Here is a 17,032-nt window from a genome sequence, read left to right on the forward strand (position 1 = left end):
TGATGTCAGAGTGGCGTCAGCAGCACGCGGCATCATCGGCGAACAGGCAGTCCGCCGCGATCGTGGCGGAGCCGGCGCGCGTCGGCCGCGTGCCAGGCCGATCAGACAAAAACGGACGGAGACATCGATGGCAGCAGACCTTGGCAAGGGGGCGCTGATCGCGCCCGAAAACGGACTGTCGTACGTGCGCGGCGCGACCGACGTGCCGTTATCCGACGCGACGATCAGCCGGTTCCTGCTCGACACGGCGGCCCGCTTTCCCGAGCGTCCGGCTGTCGTGTTCCGCGAGCAGGGCATTCGCTGGGACTGGCGCACGTTCGCGCACGAGATCGACGTGCTCGCCGCGGGCCTCGCCGCGCTCGGGATCGTGAAGGGCGACTGCGTCGGCATCTGGTCGCCGAACCGCAGCGAATGGCTGCTCACGCAGTTCGCGACCGCGCGCATCGGCGCCATCCTCGTCAACATCAACCCGGCCTACCGGCTCGCGGAGCTCGAATACGCGCTGAACAAGGTCGGCTGCAAGGCCGTGATCGCGGCCGAGCGCTTCAAGACGTCCGCGTACGTCGAGATGCTGCAGGCCATCGCGCCGGAGCTCGCGAGCGCGACACCGGGCGACCTGCACGCGGCGCGCGTGCCGAGCCTGCGCACGGTCGTGTCGATGGGCGACGTCGCGCCGGCCGGCATGTTCCGCTTCGCGGACGTGATGGCGCGCGGCCGCGACACGCTCGATGTCGCGCGGCTCGACGCGATCGGCGCGACGCTCGCGGCCAGCGATCCGATCAATATCCAGTTCACCAGCGGCACGACCGGCAGCCCGAAGGGCGCGACGCTCACGCACCGCAACGTCGTCAACAACGCGCGCTCGATCGCGATGGCGATGCGGTTCAGCGAGCAGGATTCGCTTTGCATCCCGGTGCCGCTGTATCACTGCTTCGGGATGGTGCTCGCCGTGCTCGCATGCGTGTCGAAGGGTGCGGCGATGGTCTTCCCCGGCGAGGCGTTCGATCCGGTCGCGACGCTCGCGGCCGTCGCCGAGGAACGCTGCACCGCGTTGCACGGCGTGCCGACGATGTTCATCGCGGAACTCGATCATCCGGACTTCGCGAAATTCGACCTGTCGACGCTGCGCACCGGGATCATGGCAGGCTCGCCGTGCCCGATCGAGACGATGAAGCGCGTCGTGTCGCAGATGCATTTGTCCGAGATCACGATCGCGTACGGGATGACGGAGACGAGCCCCGTGTCGTTCCAGAGCTCGACCGACGACCCGCTCGAGAAGCGCACGACGACGGTCGGCCGCATCCAGCCGCACCTGGAGGTGAAGATCGTCGACCCGAACGGCGAGATCGTGCCGGTCGGCGCGACGGGCGAGCTGTGCACGAAGGGTTATTCGGTGATGCTCGGCTACTGGGACGACGATGCGAAGACGCGCGAGGTGCTGGTCGACGGGTGGATGCATACGGGCGACCTCGCGACGCTCGACGCCGACGGCTACTGCAACATCGTCGGCCGGCTGAAGGACATGGTGATTCGCGGCGGCGAGAACGTGTATCCGCGCGAGATCGAGGAATTCCTGTTCAGGCATCCGAAGATTCAGAGTGCGCAGGTGTTCGGCGTGCCCGATGCGAAATACGGCGAGGAGCTGTGCGCGTGGATCGTGCTGCGCGCGGGCGAGCAGATGACGGAGGACGACGTGCGCGCGTTCTGCAACGGCCAGATCGCGCACTACAAGATTCCGCGCTACATTCGCTTCGTCGACGAGTTGCCGATGACCGTGACCGGCAAGGTGCAGAAGTTCGTGATGCGCGAACGGATGATCGAGGAACTGAAGCTCGCCGTGCAGAAGACCGCGTGAGCGGTGCGGCGGCGGGACAAACGCGGTGGCCTGCGGGCCGCTGCGTTTTCGATGGACGAAAAAAAGCGGGCTTATTAGCCCGCTAAAAACCACACGCTACGGGGTTAGCGCGAGGAGACCAAAGATGAAACCGAGTCCGGCGGGGGCCGGAAACGACTCCAACAGGGATGCCCCTCGGAAGGGCTTCGGTACGTGACCGACTGGCTCGCAGCGCTTCGCGTCCGCTCACACTTGGCACACGAGACCGCATCCGTGTTGAAACCGTTGAGGCCATTGTGGGCGAATTAATCACCCGTCGCGGTAACAAAGTGTTTCAGGTTGTAACGCCCGCCAGATAAGGCTTTCCGGGATTTTTTGCTGTTTTCGGGGTCCTGAAAAAGGTCATATTTACCCATCTGTTCCGCAGAGTTTTCATCGGGTGCGCATAACGCGTTTTTCATGCGTATCGACGCCGATGAATTGCCGATTTGCACGCCGGAATGTGCATCGTTCGGCAGATGGCGCGTATGGCGATTCATTCGTCGGAAAGATTTTGAAACGTGATGGGCACCCGCGATAGTCGGCCATTCGGCCGGTTTTCGCGATTTCACGCCGGCCGGACGCATCGCCAAGGTGTAACGGCGGGGCGCCGGCTCGCGTCGGCAACCGGGGCCATGTCGTTATCGGCCGCCGGTTGCGCGTTCGCTCGTGCTTACTTCAGCCACTTGTCGGAGATCGCCTGGTATTCGCCGGACGATAGCGCCAGGTGCAGCCATTGTTCGACGTATTGCTGGAAAACGACGTCGCCGCGCGGCACCATGTACGCCTTTTCGCCGAACTGGAACGGCTTGTCGGGATGCACCGAGCACAGGCCCGGATTCAGCTTTTGCTGCAGCAGCGTCTCGGATGCATCCGTCACCATCACGTCGGCCTTGCCCGCGAGGATCTGCTTGAAGATCGTCACGTTGTCCGGATAGACGCTCACGTTCGCATGCGTGAAGAACTGCTTCGCGAAGCGCTCGTTGGTGCCGCCGGGGTTGACGATCACGCGCGTCTCGGGCCGGTCGATCTGCGCGACGGTCTGATATTTGTCGGCGTCCGCGCAGCGCACGATCGGCGTCTTGCCGTCGACCACGTACGGCTGCGTGAAGAACACGCGCTTCTGGCGCTCGAGCGTCGTCGACACGCCGCCCACCGCGACATCGCACTTCGCGACGAAGTCGTTGGTGAGGTTCGACCAGCTCGTCTTCACGAACTCGGCCTTCACGCCGAGCGATTTCGCGAGCGATTCGGCCATGTCGATGTCGATGCCCTCGAAGCGGCCGTCCGTCCGGTAGTACGAATACGGCTTGTAGTCGCCCGTCGTGCACAGGCGCAGCGTGCCGCGCGCGACCACGTCGTCGAGCCGCGAGCCGGCCGCCGCGGTCGGGGCAGCCGTCGTGGGCGTACCCTGCGCTTGCGCGGCGGCGCAGCAGAGCATGGCTGCGGTGAGCGTGGCCAGCGTGGCGAATGTCTTCATCGGTCTCCTCCTTCGTTCGGTTCGATATCAGCGTCCGATCATAACGGAGCCATCGCGCGCGTCATATGGCCGCCATCGCATCGGCATACGCAGCCGCGCGGCCGCGCTCCGGTAAAATGCCGCTTTGCCTTCGCATCGTCGCTCCTACCGTGGCCCATACCCTGCTCAACGACACCTTCCTGCGTGCGCTTCTGCGCGAGCCGACCGACTACACGCCGATCTGGCTGATGCGCCAGGCCGGCCGCTATCTGCCCGAGTACAACGCGACGCGCGCGCGCGCCGGCAGCTTCCTCGGTCTCGCGAAGAATCCCGACTACGCGACGGAAGTGACGCTGCAGCCGCTCGAGCGCTTCCCGCTCGATGCCGCGATCCTTTTCTCGGACATCCTGACGATTCCCGACGCGATGGGTCTTGGCCTCGACTTCCAGGTCGGCGAAGGGCCGAAGTTCGCGCATCCGGTGCGCACGGAAGCCGACGTCGCGAAGCTCGCGGTGCCGGACATCGAGGAAACGCTCGGCTACGTGACGGGCGCCGTGCGCGAAATCCGTCGCGCGCTGACCGACGGCCAGGGCCGCCAGCGCGTGCCGCTGATTGGCTTCTCGGGCAGCCCGTGGACGCTCGCGTGCTACATGGTCGAAGGCGGCGGGTCGGACGATTTCCGCACGGTGAAGTCGATGGCGTATTCGCGCCCCGACTTGATGCACCGGATCCTCGACGTGAACGCGCAGGCCGTGGCCGCGTACCTGAACGCGCAGATCGAAGCCGGCGCGCAAGCCGTGATGATCTTCGATACGTGGGGCGGCGCGCTGGCCGACGGCGCGTACCAGCGCTTCTCGCTCGACTACATTCGTCGCGTGGTCGCGCAGCTGAAGCGCGAGCACGACGGCGAGCGCGTGCCGGTGATCACGTTCACGAAGGGCGGCGGCCTGTGGCTCGAGGAAATCGCGGCGACCGGCGTCGACGCGGTCGGCCTCGACTGGACGGTCAATCTCGGCGCCGCGCGCGAACGCGTGGCCGGGCAAGTCGCGCTGCAGGGCAACCTCGATCCGACGATCCTGTTTGCACCGCCGGCCGCGGTGCGCGAACAGGCGCGCGCGGTGCTCGACAGCTACGGCAATCATCCGGGGCACGTATTCAACCTCGGCCACGGCATTTCGCAGTTCACGTCGCCGGACCACGTTGCCGAACTCGTCGACGAAGTGCACACCCACAGCCGCAGGATCCGTAGCGGAGCGGCGGGCTGAGCGCAAGTGCCGTCATGCTGCACTGCGGGGTGGCCGCGTTTCGCTGCCGATACTAAACAGGACGCAACCCCGCACCGGATGCCGATTCAAGGCTTGTCAAGACTTGACTTATACACATTTTCCACGTTGCAGCGCGGTAGAGCCCCGTATCGGTCGAATTGTCTCGCTATGGTTCCGTAATTTGAATAGCAGCCTTATGGAATAAGGCTTCGCGGGGCGCGGCCGACGGCGCCCGAAAACGGCGGAAAGCACGGCCCCGCGCGCTTCGCGGCTGTTGAGCGCCGAGTTCTCAACAAAGTTATCCACAGGCTGGTCAGGGTATACGGCGATTCCTAATGCGAATCCAAAACTTAGCGCCGAATCTGAAGTTTTACTTTAAGTTCGCCACCGTGGCGCGGGCCCGGGTGCAAGCCGCCGGTGCGCCTCGCGCTGTCGCCGGAGCGCGGTGATGGACGGCACCTACCTGCGGGTCGCCCTCGACCATCCGCTCGCCACCCTGTTCGACTATCGCTGCGACGTCCAGCCGGCGCCCGAGCCCGGCACGTTGGTGCAGGTGCCGTTCGGCAAGCGCCAGGTCGTCGGCCTCGTCTGCGAAGTAACGACTCACACCGATGTGCCGCCGTCCCGGTTGCGGGCGGTCGATGCGATCTGCACCGAGCTGCCGCCGCTCGCGCCGGATTGGCTCGCGCTCGTGTCGTTCGCGGCCGACTATTACCAGCGCGGCCGTGGCGAAGTCGCGCTGCCGGCGCTGCCGCAAGCGCTGCGCGATGCGCAGCGCTGGGGCCGGCTGCTGGCGCCCGAGCTGCGCTATCGGCTGACCGAAACCGGCCGCGCGGCGCTGCCCGACGCGTTGCCCGCGCGCGGGGCCGCACTGCGGCGGCTCGCGCAGGCGCTCGCCGACACCGATTCGCTGACGTTGCCCGATGCGCGCGTCTTGCATCCGAAGGCAGCGGCCACGCTCGACGACTGGGCGGCGCGCGGCTGGGTCGCCATCGAGGAAATCGGCTGGACCGACGCGCCTGTGCCCAAAGCTGTGGATAACCTGTCGACAACCAGTGGACGAACTGTGCCGCCGGCGCTCACCGACCAGCAGGCGGAGGCGCTCGACGCGATCCGTGCCGCACGCGGTTTCGCGCCGTTCCTGCTGCATGGCGTGACCGGCAGCGGCAAGACCGAGGTTTATCTGCATGCGCTCGCCGCGCTGCTCGATGCGCGGCCCGATGCGCAGGCGCTGGTGCTCGTCCCCGAAATCAACCTGACGCCGCAGTTCGAAGCTGCATTCCGCGCCCGTTTCGCGGGCACGCTCGCCGACGACGCGATCGTCACGCTGCACAGCGGGCTCGCCGAGGGCGAGCGGGCGCGCAACTGGCTCGCCGCGCACACGGGCCGTGCGCGGATCGTGCTCGGCACGCGGCTCGCGGTGCTCGCGTCGCTGCCGACGCTCGCGCTGATCGTCGTCGACGAGGAGCACGAGCCGGCGTACAAGCAGCAGGAAGGGTTGCGCTATTCGGCGCGCGATCTTGCCGTGTGGCGCGCCAAGCATCTCGGCATTCCGGTCGTGCTCGGCTCGGCGACGCCGTCGCTCGAGAGCTGGTGGCAGGCCGAGCAGGGCCGTTACACGCGGCTCACGCTGTCGCGCCGCGCGGTGGCCGACGCGACGCTGCCGACCGTTCGGCTGATCGATCTCGAAGAGGAGCGGCGCCGCGGGCGCGCGTCGATGGGCGGGCTGTCGGGGCCGCTCGTCGCGGCGTTGAAGGCGCGGCTGGAGCGCGGCGAACAGAGCCTCGTGTTCCTGAACCGGCGCGGCTACGCGCCGCAACTCGCGTGCGACGCGTGCGGCTGGGTCGCCGGTTGCCCGCGCTGCAGCGCCTATGTCGTGCTGCACAAGCCCGAGCATGCACTGCGCTGCCATCACTGCGGCTGGGAAGCGCGCATCCCGCGCTCGTGCCCCGAATGCGGGAACGTCGACATCGCGCCGCTCGGGCGCGGCACGCAACGCATCGAGGAGGCGCTCGCCGAGGCCGTGCCGGGCGCGCGCATCCTGCGGATCGATGCGGACAGCACGCGGCGCAAGGGCAGTGCGCAGGCGCTGTTCTCGGACGTGCATGCCGGCGAGGTCGACATCCTGGTCGGCACGCAGATGATCGCAAAGGGGCACGACTTCCAGCGCGTGTCGCTCGTCGGCGTCCTCAATGCCGACACCGCGCTGTTCTCGCACGACTTCCGCGCGAGCGAGCGGCTGTTCGCGCAGCTGATGCAGGTGAGCGGCCGTGCGGGGCGCGCCGGACTGCCGGGCGAGGTGCTCGTGCAGACGCGCTATCCGCGTCACGCGCTGTATCACGCGCTCGGCCGGCAGGATTACGTCGGTTTCGCGAATTCGACGCTCGGCGAGCGCCGCGACGCGCACCTGCCGCCGTTCGTCTACCAGGCGCTGCTGCGCGCCGAGGGACGCACGCTCGATGCGGCGCTCGCGTTCCTGTTGCAGGCCGCGGCCGCGTTGCCGGGGCTGCCGGGCGCCGATCGCGTGACCGTCTACGACGCGGTGCCGATGACGATCGTGAAGGTGGCCAACGTCCACCGCGCGCAGTTGCTGCTCGAAAGCGCGTCGCGGGCGGCGCTGCAGCATGCGCTGCGCGCATGGCAGCCGGCGCTGCGTGCGCTGAAGGGTGTGCTGCGGTGGAGCGTCGAGGTCGACCCGCTCGATATCTGAGCGCGGCGTGCGCGGCCGCCGTGCCGCACGCCGATGACCCAGAGCCACCCCGGAGCCACCCGGATCCGCCGACCACCTGCGCGATCCTTCCTGTCGATCGGTTCGACACCGCCCGCACGACCTTCCGCTACGCACAGTGCAACCCGCTTTTCCCCTCGGTGGTGCACGCCGAGGGCTACCCACGCGCGTCAACTTGCCCCGCTCAGGGAAAACACCGATCAGCGGACCACGGGCAACCCCTAGGTTGCAACCTCATAAGTAGCTGATTATATTGAATAACTTGAGGGTGCAACCAATCCGTCAATTTGGTTGCACCTTTTTATTGCGTGCCGTAGGATTTCGCGCATCCTCTCACACCACATTGGCCGGGCTCGCACCGGCGCACGAACCCACCATGGCAAGCACGACTCTAGGCGTCAAAGTCGACGACCTCCTCCGCTCGCGCCTGAAAGACGCGGCAGCGCGTCTCGAGCGCACTCCCCACTGGCTGATCAAGCAGGCGATCTTCGCGTATCTCGAGCGGATCGAGCACGGCCAGCTGCCGCCCGAGCTGTCGGGCAACAGCGGCGTGACGGAGCTCGCCGACGGGCAGGCGACGGACGGCGACGACGACAACTCGCCGCATCCGTTCCTCGAGTTCGCGCAGAACGTGCAGCCGCAATCGGTGCTGCGCGCGGCCATCACGGCCGCGTATCGCCGCCCCGAGCCGGAATGCGTGCCGTTCCTGCTGGGCCAGGCGCGCCTGCCGGCGAACCTGCAGGCCGACGTGCAGGCGCTCGCGACGCAGCTCGTCGAGGCGCTGCGCGAGAAGAGCTCGGGCGGCGGCGTCGAAGGGCTCATCCACGAGTTCTCGCTGTCGAGCCAGGAAGGCGTCGCGCTGATGTGTCTGGCCGAAGCGCTGCTGCGCATTCCCGATCGCGCGACGCGCGATGCGCTGATCCGCGACAAGATCAGCAAGGGCGACTGGCGTTCGCACGTCGGCCACGCGCCGTCGCTGTTCGTGAACGCGGCGACCTGGGGGCTGATGATCACCGGCAAGCTCGTGACGACCAACAGCGAAGCGGGCCTGTCGTCGGCGCTCACGCGCCTGATCGGCCGCGGCGGCGAGCCGCTGATCCGCAAGGGCGTCGACATGGCGATGCGCCTGATGGGCGAGCAGTTCGTCACCGGCGAGACGATTTCCGAAGCACTGGCGAACAGCCGCAAGTACGAAGCGCGCGGCTTCCGCTACTCGTACGACATGCTCGGCGAAGCGGCGACGACCGAAGAGGACGCGCAGCGCTACTACGCATCGTACGAACAGGCGATCCACGCGATCGGCAAGGCCGCCGGCGGGCGCGGCATCTACGAAGGCCCGGGCATCTCGATCAAGCTGTCGGCGCTGCACGCGCGCTACTCGCGCTCGCAGCAGGACCGCACGATGAGCGAACTGCTGCCGCGCGTGCGTGCGCTGGCGCTGCTCGCGCGCCGCTACGACATCGGCCTGAACATCGACGCTGAAGAAGCGGACCGTCTCGAACTGTCGCTCGACCTGCTCGAGGCGCTGTGCTTCGATCCGGAACTCGCGGGCTGGAACGGCATCGGCTTCGTCGTGCAGGGCTACCAGAAGCGCTGCCCGTTCGTGATCGACTACCTGATCGACCTCGCGCGCCGCAGCCGTCACCGCCTGATGATCCGCCTCGTCAAGGGCGCGTACTGGGATACCGAAATCAAGCGCGCGCAAGTCGACGGCCTCGAAGGCTATCCGGTGTACACGCGCAAGATCTACACGGACGTCTCGTACCTCGCGTGCGCGAAGAAGCTGCTCGCGGCGCCGGACGCCGTCTATCCGCAGTTCGCGACGCACAACGCGTACACGCTGGCCGCGATCTATCACCTGGCCGGCCAGAACTACTACCCGGGCCAGTACGAATTCCAGTGCCTGCACGGGATGGGCGAGCCGCTGTACGAGGAAGTCACGGGCCGCGACAAGCTGAACCGGCCGTGCCGCGTGTACGCGCCGGTCGGCACGCACGAAACGCTGCTCGCCTACCTGGTGCGCCGCCTGCTGGAAAACGGCGCGAACACGTCGTTCGTGAACCGCATCGCCGACAAGACGGTGTCGGTGAAGGAGCTGGTCGCCGATCCGGTCGACGAAGCGTCGAAGGTCGTGCCGCTCGGCGCGCCGCACGCGAAGATTCCGCTGCCGCGCAACCTGTACGGCGACGAGCGTCCGAATTCGATGGGTCTCGACCTGTCGAACGAACACCGTCTCGCGTCGCTGTCGTCCGCGCTGCTCGCGAGCGCGCACCATCCGTGGCGCGCGGCACCGATGCTCGCCGACGACGCGCTCGCCGACGCTCCGGCGCGCGACGTGCGCAACCCGGCCGACCTGCGCGACCTGGTCGGCACGGTCAGCGAAGCGACGGCCGAACACGTGAGCGCGGCGCTCGCGCACGCGGTGGCTGCCGCGCCGATCTGGCAGGCGACGCCGGTCGATGCGCGCGCCGACTGCCTGGTGCGCGCGGCCGACCTGCTCGAAGCGCAGATGCACACGCTGATGGGCCTGATCGTGCGCGAAGCCGGCAAGTCGCTGCCGAACGCGATCGCCGAAATCCGCGAAGCCGTCGACTTCCTGCGCTACTACGCGGCGCAGATCCGCGGCGAATTCTCGAACGACACGCACCGCCCGCTCGGCCCGGTGGTCTGTATCAGCCCGTGGAACTTCCCGCTCGCGATCTTCATGGGCCAGGTGGCCGCCGCGCTCGCGGCCGGCAACACGGTGCTCGCGAAGCCGGCCGAGCAGACGCCGCTGATCGCCGCGCAGGCCGTGCGCCTGCTGCGCGAGGCCGGCGTGCCGGCCGGCGCGGTGCAACTGCTGCCGGGCACCGGCGAGACCGTCGGCGCGGCGCTGGTTGCCGATCCGCGCACGCGCGCGGTGATGTTCACCGGCTCGACCGAAGTTGCGCGCCTGATCAACAAGACGCTGTCCGCGCGCCTCGATCCGGACGGCAAGCCGATTCCGCTGATCGCGGAGACGGGCGGCCAGAACGCGATGATCGTCGACTCGTCGGCGCTCGCGGAGCAGGTTGTCGCGGACGTGCTGCAGTCGTCGTTCGACTCGGCCGGTCAACGGTGCTCGGCGCTGCGCGTTCTGTGTCTGCAGGACGACGTCGCGGACCGCACGCTGACGATGCTCAAGGGCGCGATGCACGAGCTGTCGCTCGGCAACCCGGACCGGCTGTCGACCGACGTCGGCCCGGTGATCGACGCGGAAGCGAAGCAGACGATCGACGCGCACGTCGCGGCGATGAAGGAGAAGGGCCATGCCGTCACGCAGCTGCCGTCGCCGGAAGCTTGCGCGCACGGCACGTTCGTGCCGCCGACGCTGATCGAGATCGGCAGCATCGACGAGTTGAAGCGCGAAGTGTTCGGCCCGGTGCTGCACGTCGTGCGTTATCGCCGCAACCAGCTCGACAAGCTGCTCGAGCAGATCCGCGCGACGGGCTACGGCCTGACGCTCGGCATCCACACTCGGATCGACGAGACGATCGCGCACGTGATCTCGAACGCGCACGTCGGCAACATCTACGTGAACCGCAACGTGATCGGCGCGGTGGTCGGCGTGCAGCCGTTCGGCGGCGAAGGATTGTCGGGCACGGGCCCGAAGGCTGGTGGCGCGCTGTACCTGCAGCGCCTGCTCGCGACGCGTCCGTCGGGCCTGCCGCGTTCGCTTGCGCAGTCGCTGGTCGCGGACGGCGCGGCCGACGGCGACGCGCGCGGCAACCCGGCGGCGGCGCTCACCGCGCTGCGCGACTGGCTGATCGAGCAACGCGAGCCGGCGCTGGCCGCACGCTGCGACGGCTATCTCGCGCAGGTGCCGGCCGGTGCGACCGCCGTGCTGACCGGCCCGACGGGCGAGCGAAACACGTATACACTCGGCCCGCGCGGCACGGTGCTGTGTGTCGCGGCCACGCCGGGCGGCGCGCGCGCGCAGTTCGCGGCGGTGCTGGCGACGGGCAACCGCGCGCTGTTCGCCGGCACGGCGGGCGAGGCGCTGGTGGCCGCGCTGCCGGCCGCGCTGAAGGCGCATGCGGCCGTGCGCAAGCAGGCCGACGCGCCGTTCGACGCGGTGCTGTTCGAAGGCGACAGCGACGAACTGCAGACGCTCGTGAAGGACGTCGCGCAGCGGCCGGGCCCGATCGTGTCGGTGCAGGGCGTATCGGCGGGCGCGTTCGAGAACGGCGATGCGGAAGACTACGCGCTCGAGCGCCTGCTGACCGAGCGCTCGGTGAGCGTGAACACGGCCGCGGCAGGCGGCAATGCGAATTTGATGACGATCGGCTGACCATCCTTGCCGTTCGGATCAAACAAAGGAAGCGGCCAGGCGATCCCGAAGCCGCTCCATTTACCCTGGTACCAAGGAGATGCTATGCAACACACGATGAAAAAGCTGGCAGGCGCGACGTTCGTCGCCGTCATGTCGCTTGCGGGGACGGCCCATGCTGACGACGTGAAGATCGGTTACGCAGGGCCGATGACGGGCGCCCAGGCGCACTACGGCAAGGATATGCAGAACGGGATCGTGCTCGCGCTGGAAGACTTCAACGCGACGAACCCGAAGATCGGCGGCAAGCCGGTGAAGTTCGTGCTGAGCACGCAGGACGACCAGGCTGACCCGCGCACCGGCACGACGGTTGCGCAGAAGCTCGTCGACGACGGCATCAAGGGCATGCTCGGCCACTTCAACTCGGGCACGACGATTCCGGCCTCGCGCATCTACGCGAACGCCGGCATTCCGGAAATCGCGATGGCGACCGCGCCGGAATACACGCAGCAAGGCTACAAGACGACCTTCCGCATGATGACGTCCGACACGCAGCAGGGCTCGGTGGCGGGCACGTTCGCGTCGAAGGATCTCGGCATGAAGAAGATCGCGATCGTCGACGACCGCACGGCCTACGGCCAGGGTCTCGCCGACCAGTTCGAGAAGGCCGCGAAGGCCGGCGGCGCGACGATCGTCGACCGCGAGTTCACGAACGACAAGGCTGTCGACTTCAAGGCGATCCTGACCAAGCTGAAGTCCGCGAAGCCGGACCTCATCTACTACGGCGGCGCGGATTCGCAGGCCGCGCCGATGGTCAAGCAGATGAAGGCGCTCGGCATCACCGCGCCGCTGATGAGCGGCGAGATGGTGAAGACGCCGACGTTCCTGAAGATCGCGGGCAACGCGGCCGACGGCACGATCGCATCGCTGGCAGGCCTGCCGCTGGAAGAAATGCCGGGCGGCAAGGCTTACGCCGACAAGTACAAGAAGCGCTTCGGCGAAGACGTGCAGACGTACTCGCCGTACGCGTACGACGGCGCGATGGCGATGCTCAACGCGATGAAGAAGGCCGATTCGACCGATCCGGCGAAGTACCTGCCGGTGCTCGCGAAGACCGACATGGCCGGTGTCACGTCGACGCACGTCGCGTATGACGCGAAGGGCGACCTGAAGAACGGCGGCATCACGATGTACAAGGTCGAGAAGGGCGAGTGGAAGCCGCTGAAGAGCATCGGCGGCAAGTAAGCATCGCGCGTGTCGCGGGCGGCGGCAACGCTGCGTCGCCCGGCATGCGTGCGCAGGCCACCGGACCATTCGGTCCGGTGGCCTTTTTGTCGGGCCGCTAGTCGGGCCGGTTGCGCAGCAGGAACTTCTGCAGCTTGCCGGTCGGCGTGCGCGGCAGCGCCTGCGCGAACCTGAACTCGCGCGGGACCTTGTACGCGGCGAGCCGCTCGCCGCAGAACGCGCGCAGCGCATCCGCGCCGGGTGCCGCGTTCGCGCGCATCACGACATGCGCGACGACCGTCTCGCCCCACTCGGGATGCGGGACGCCGACGACCGCCGCCTCGGCGATGTCCGGGTGCGTGCCCAGCACGTCTTCCACTTCCTTCGAATAGACGTTTTCGCCGCCGGTCACGATCATGTCCTTCAGCCGGTCGACGATGAACAGATAGCCATCCTGATCGATTCGCGCAATGTCGCCGCTGCGGTACCAGCCGTCGGGCGAGAACGCGGCGCGCGTGGCGGCCGCGTCATCGAGATAGCCGAGCATCATGCTGTCGGTCTTCAGCCAGATCTCGCCGGTTTCGCCGGGCTGCGCGTCGGCGCCGTCGATCCGCACCACGCGCAGGTCGACACCCGGGCCGCCGTGCCGGCCGATCGAACCGGCTTTCGCGATCTGCTCGTCCGGGTACAGCGTCGTGCCGGCCGGGCCCGTCTCCGTCATCCCATACACCTGGAAGAACGCTTTGCTGCGGTACGCGCGCGCGAGCCGTTCGGCCTGCGCGGCGCCGATTGGGCCGCCGCCATACAGCCATGCGCGCACGCTCGACAGGTCGAATGCGGCGAAGCCGTCGATCTTGTCGAGCGGCAGCGTGTACGACACCGGCGCACCGAAATACAGCGTGATGCGCTCGCGCTCGATCGTCTGCAGGAAGCGCAGCGGATGATATTCGCGCAGCAGCACGACGGTGCCGCCCGCGACCAGCGTGCCGCCGAACCAGTTGTTCAGCGGCGACGAATGCCAGATCGGCATCGCCATCAGCGTGCGCTCGTTGCGGCCGATGCCGATCGGGAGCGCCGCCGACATCGCCGCGAACGTCACCGTGCGATGGCTGTGCACGCAGCCCTTCGGGCGGCCGGTCGTGCCCGACGTGTAGAGAATCTGCGCGACGTCGCCGTCGGCGGGCTCGATGCCCGCGAGTCCGTCCATTGCCGCGCACATCGTGTCGAAGCACGGCACGCCGTCGAGTTCGCCTTCCGTCACGAGCTGCCGCGCCGGGTGCACGATGCGTTCGATCACCGGCGCGAGCGTCACGTCGAACAGCAGCACCTTGCTGCGGCTGTGTTCGAGCAGGTAGTCGACTTCCGGCGCCTGCAGCTTGTGGTTGATCGGCACGAACGCCGCGCCGAGCCGCCACGCGCCGAACATCAGGTCGACGAAGGCCGGTGTGTTGAAGCACATCGCGGCCACGCGATCGCCGGCAGTCACGCCGAGCGCGCTCAGTACCGCGGCCGCGCGATGCGAGCGCTCGCGCGCGGCGCCATAGGTGATCGTCTCGGATTCGCTGATGAGGAACGGCTTGTCGGGCGTCGCACGGGCGGCGCGATCGAGGGCGGCGACGAGGTTCATCGGGGCTCCTGAGCAATGGCGTACGGCGTCAGGCCGGGTAGGCGCGCTGCAGCAGCGCGGCGACGTCGAGCGCATGCGGATCGAAGCCGCCCGCGATGCGGCCCCAGTCGGGCGCGGCCAGCCGCGTCGCGATGAACGCGTCGGCGACGGCCGCGGGCGCGTCGCGGCTCAGCAGGCATGCCTGCGCGATGAGCGCGAGCCGTTGCGCGAACACGCGGGCCGACGCCTCGAGCGTATCGGCCGGTGCCGCGAGCATCGCGCGCAGCGCATCGAGCGCCGCGCGGATGCGCGGTTCGCCCGCGCCGAGCTCGGTCAGTTCGGCGAACAGCGCCGCGGCCGCGTCGGGCTCCCGCGACACCGCGCGCAACACGTCAACACACATCACGTTGCCGGAGCCTTCCCAGATCGAGTTCACCGGCGCCTCGCGGAACAGCCGCGCGATCGGGCCGTCGTCGACGTAGCCGTTGCCGCCGAACACTTCCATCACCTCGCCGGTCAGCTCGACCGCGCGCTTGCAGACCCAGAATTTCGCGGCGGGCGTGACGATCCGCTTCCACGCGCGTTCGCGCGGCGAGTCGTCGCGCTCGAACGCGTCGGCGAGACGCATCGCGAGCGCGAGCGCGGCCTCGCTTTCGAGCGCGAGATCGGCGAGCACGGTGCGCATCAGCGGCTGCTCGGCGAGCGCGCGGCCGAACGCATGGCGCTGGCGCGTGTACGCGATCGCCTGCACGACGCCCTGGCGCAGCATCGCCGCGCTGCCGAGCACGCAGTTCAGGCGGGTGTACGTGGCCATCTCGATGATGGTCGGAATGCCGCGGCCTTCGTCGCCGAGCATGATGCCCCATGCGTCGTTCAACTCGATCTCGCTGCTCGAGTTGCTGCGGTTGCCGACCTTGTTCTTCAATCGCTGGATCTCGACCGCGTTCTTCGTTCCGTCGGGCCGCCAGCGCGGCACGTAGAAGCACGACGGGCTGCCGGCTTCGGTGCGCGCGACGACCAGGTGCGCGTCGCACATTGGCGCAGAGAAAAACCACTTGTGGCCGCGCAGCAGGTATTCGCCGCCGCGTCCGCCCGCGCCGACGGCGCTCGCCAGCGTCGTGTTCGCGCGCACGTCTGAGCCGCCCTGCTTCTCGGTCATGCCCATGCCGAACCAGATCGAGCGCTTGCCGGCGAGCGGCACGTCGCGCGGATCGTAGTCGTCGCTGTACAGCTTGTCGCGCAGCAGCTCCCACAGCGCGGGTTCCTTCTGCAGCACCGGAATCGCGGCTTGCGTCATCGTCGCCGGGCACAGCGTGCCGGCCTCGATCTGGCCGTGCAGATAGAAGGCGGCGGCGGTCGCGGCCCAGCGGCCGGGGCGCGGATCGCGGAACGCGAGCGACACGAAGCCTTCGTTGCGGTACATGCCGAGCAGCGTGTGCCACGCCGGATGGAAGTCGACGCGGTCGATGCGCCGGCCGCGCCGGTCGAATGCGTTCAGTTCCGGCGTGTGACGGTTGGCTTCGTCGGCGAGCCGCGCGGTGTCGGCGCTGCCGAGCCGCGCGCCGTACGCGTCGAGCTGCGGCATGGCCCAGCCGGCACCCGCGCGCACCAGCGCGTCGCGCAGCGCGACGTCGGTGGCGAAGAGGTTATAGTCGACCAGTTCGTCGAACTGGTTCGTGACGGCATGGGTCGATTCGGTCATCGGGCTGTCTCCGGTCTCGTGCTTCGCGGTCTGCCGTTCAAACACGTTTCCGCTGAATTTCAGAGTAGCAAATATGCCGCCGCGACATGTTCAGGTTCCGGCGCCGCCCGGCCAGCCGGCGGCGCAACCCGCGCCCGCATTGCGCCGCCGGCCGCGCCAGTCGCGCGCGCAGGCCACGTCCGATGCGCTCCAGCAGGCATTCGTTCAGCTTTTGCTCGAGCGCGGCTACGCGAAGGCGACGATCCGCGAGATCGCGGCCGTCGCGGGCGTGAGCGTGGGCACCTTCTACGAATACTTCGGCGACAAGCAGAGCCTCGCCGCGCTGTGCATCCACCGGCGCGTGCTCGCGCTGGCCGACCGGCTGCGCGACGCGGCGCAGCGGCTGCGCGGCGTGCCGCGTGCCGAGCTCGCGGCCGCGCTCGTCGACCTGCAGGTCGATGCGATCGCCGCCGACGCCGCGGCGTGGAGCGCGTTCTTCGCGCTGGAGCGGCAGGTGTCGCCGCTCGGCGCGTACCGCCGCCATTACGACGCGTATGTCGCGTTGTGGCGCGACGCGCTTGCACGGTGCAGCGATCCGCCGCCGGCCGCGCGGCTCGACGGTGTCGCGCGGATGGCGCATGCGGTGTGCTACGGCGGCGTGTCGCAGGCGCTGCTCACGCTCGGGCCCGCGCTCGACTTCGCCGCGCTGCGCGGCGAGCTGCAGGCCGTGCTGCGCGCCTACCTGGGTAGCGCGGGCGCGTGACGCGCGGCGTGGCCGTGCGTCCGGGCGGCCGGTGCAAGCCGGGCCCGCGTGTGAAGCGGCCCCGGCGGAAATTCCTGAAGCGCATGCATGGCCGGCCAGATGGCCGCGACATCGAGCCTCGCGCATGACTCCCCATGAGAAAAAT

General features: G+C 68.3%; 10 protein-coding genes. 6 read left to right on the top strand and 4 right to left on the bottom strand.

The features are described from left to right. The first annotated feature begins 127 nt into the window (after positions 1-127). Complete coding sequence (locus HW466_RS22615) at positions 128-1,855, top strand: AMP-binding protein (protein ID WP_151003507.1); 1,728 nt, start codon at positions 128-130, stop codon at positions 1,853-1,855. Positions 1,856-2,139: 284 nt separating this feature from the next. On the opposite strand, the gene HW466_RS22620 is transcribed toward HW466_RS22615, so the two are convergent. Together HW466_RS22620 and HW466_RS22625 are read right to left on the bottom strand one after the other, a co-directional pair. Continuing rightward, positions 2,140-2,466, bottom strand: coding sequence for a hypothetical protein (locus HW466_RS22620; protein WP_174905901.1), 327 nt, complete (start codon positions 2,464-2,466; stop codon positions 2,140-2,142). 80 nt (positions 2,467-2,546) lie between these two features. Then, positions 2,547-3,353 (bottom strand): transporter substrate-binding domain-containing protein, encoded by an 807-nt coding sequence (locus tag HW466_RS22625; RefSeq protein ID WP_174905906.1) that lies wholly within the window; start codon positions 3,351-3,353, stop codon positions 2,547-2,549. Between the two features lie 149 nt (positions 3,354-3,502). On the opposite strand from HW466_RS22625, the gene hemE reads away from it, so the two are divergent. The 4 genes from hemE (at position 3,503) to HW466_RS22645 (ending at position 12,858) form a co-directional block, all read left to right on the top strand. Beyond that, positions 3,503-4,597 carry a uroporphyrinogen decarboxylase gene (gene hemE, locus HW466_RS22630; RefSeq protein WP_059772067.1) on the top strand — a complete coding sequence of 365 codons (1,095 nt, stop codon included), beginning with the start codon at positions 3,503-3,505 and terminating at the stop codon, positions 4,595-4,597. Positions 4,598-5,045: 448 nt separating this feature from the next. Next, positions 5,046-7,307: a primosomal protein N' gene (locus tag HW466_RS22635; protein WP_174905905.1), complete on the top strand. Its 2,262-nt coding sequence runs from the start codon at positions 5,046-5,048 to the stop codon at positions 7,305-7,307. Positions 7,308-7,701: 394 nt separating this feature from the next. Continuing rightward, on the top strand, positions 7,702-11,634 hold the full coding sequence (gene putA / locus HW466_RS22640; protein ID WP_059452577.1) for a trifunctional transcriptional regulator/proline dehydrogenase/L-glutamate gamma-semialdehyde dehydrogenase: 3,933 nt from the start codon (positions 7,702-7,704) through the stop codon (positions 11,632-11,634). An 84-nt stretch (positions 11,635-11,718) separates the two neighbouring features. Further along, positions 11,719-12,858, top strand: coding sequence for a branched-chain amino acid ABC transporter substrate-binding protein (locus HW466_RS22645; protein ID WP_059452578.1), 1,140 nt, complete (start codon positions 11,719-11,721; stop codon positions 12,856-12,858). A gap of 97 nt (positions 12,859-12,955) precedes the next feature. Here the strand turns inward: HW466_RS22645 and HW466_RS22650 are convergent, their stop codons facing one another. Beyond that, the gene (locus tag HW466_RS22650; protein WP_151006550.1) at positions 12,956-14,464 is read right to left on the bottom strand and encodes an AMP-binding protein; all 1,509 of its coding nucleotides are present in this window, start codon (positions 14,462-14,464) and stop codon (positions 12,956-12,958) included. Between the two features lie 28 nt (positions 14,465-14,492). Then, positions 14,493-16,145, bottom strand: a complete 1,653-nt coding sequence (locus HW466_RS22655) for an acyl-CoA dehydrogenase family protein (RefSeq protein WP_174905904.1) — start codon at positions 16,143-16,145, stop codon at positions 14,493-14,495. 73 nt (positions 16,146-16,218) lie between these two features. Between HW466_RS22655 and HW466_RS22660 the strand changes: the two genes are divergently transcribed. Continuing rightward, on the top strand, positions 16,219-16,887 hold the full coding sequence (locus tag HW466_RS22660; protein WP_059505574.1) for a TetR/AcrR family transcriptional regulator: 669 nt from the start codon (positions 16,219-16,221) through the stop codon (positions 16,885-16,887). Positions 16,888-17,032 lie beyond the last annotated feature (145 nt).

Origin of the sequence: Burkholderia territorii (assembly GCF_902833055.1) — a bacterium.
Lineage (GTDB): Bacteria > Pseudomonadota > Gammaproteobacteria > Burkholderiales > Burkholderiaceae > Burkholderia > Burkholderia territorii.

Coding starts and splice junctions, on each gene's coding strand:
- HW466_RS22615 (WP_151003507.1), top strand. CDS start 128: ATGGCAGCAGACCTTGGCAAGGGGGCGCTGATCGCGCCCGAAAACGGA.
- HW466_RS22625 (WP_174905906.1), bottom strand. CDS start 3,353: ATGAAGACATTCGCCACGCTGGCCACGCTCACCGCAGCCATGCTCTGC.
- HW466_RS22635 (WP_174905905.1), top strand. CDS start 5,046: ATGGACGGCACCTACCTGCGGGTCGCCCTCGACCATCCGCTCGCCACC.
- putA (WP_059452577.1), top strand. CDS start 7,702: ATGGCAAGCACGACTCTAGGCGTCAAAGTCGACGACCTCCTCCGCTCG.
- HW466_RS22645 (WP_059452578.1), top strand. CDS start 11,719: ATGCAACACACGATGAAAAAGCTGGCAGGCGCGACGTTCGTCGCCGTC.
- HW466_RS22650 (WP_151006550.1), bottom strand. CDS start 14,464: ATGAACCTCGTCGCCGCCCTCGATCGCGCCGCCCGTGCGACGCCCGAC.
- HW466_RS22655 (WP_174905904.1), bottom strand. CDS start 16,145: ATGACCGAATCGACCCATGCCGTCACGAACCAGTTCGACGAACTGGTC.
- HW466_RS22660 (WP_059505574.1), top strand. CDS start 16,219: ATGCCGCCGCGACATGTTCAGGTTCCGGCGCCGCCCGGCCAGCCGGCG.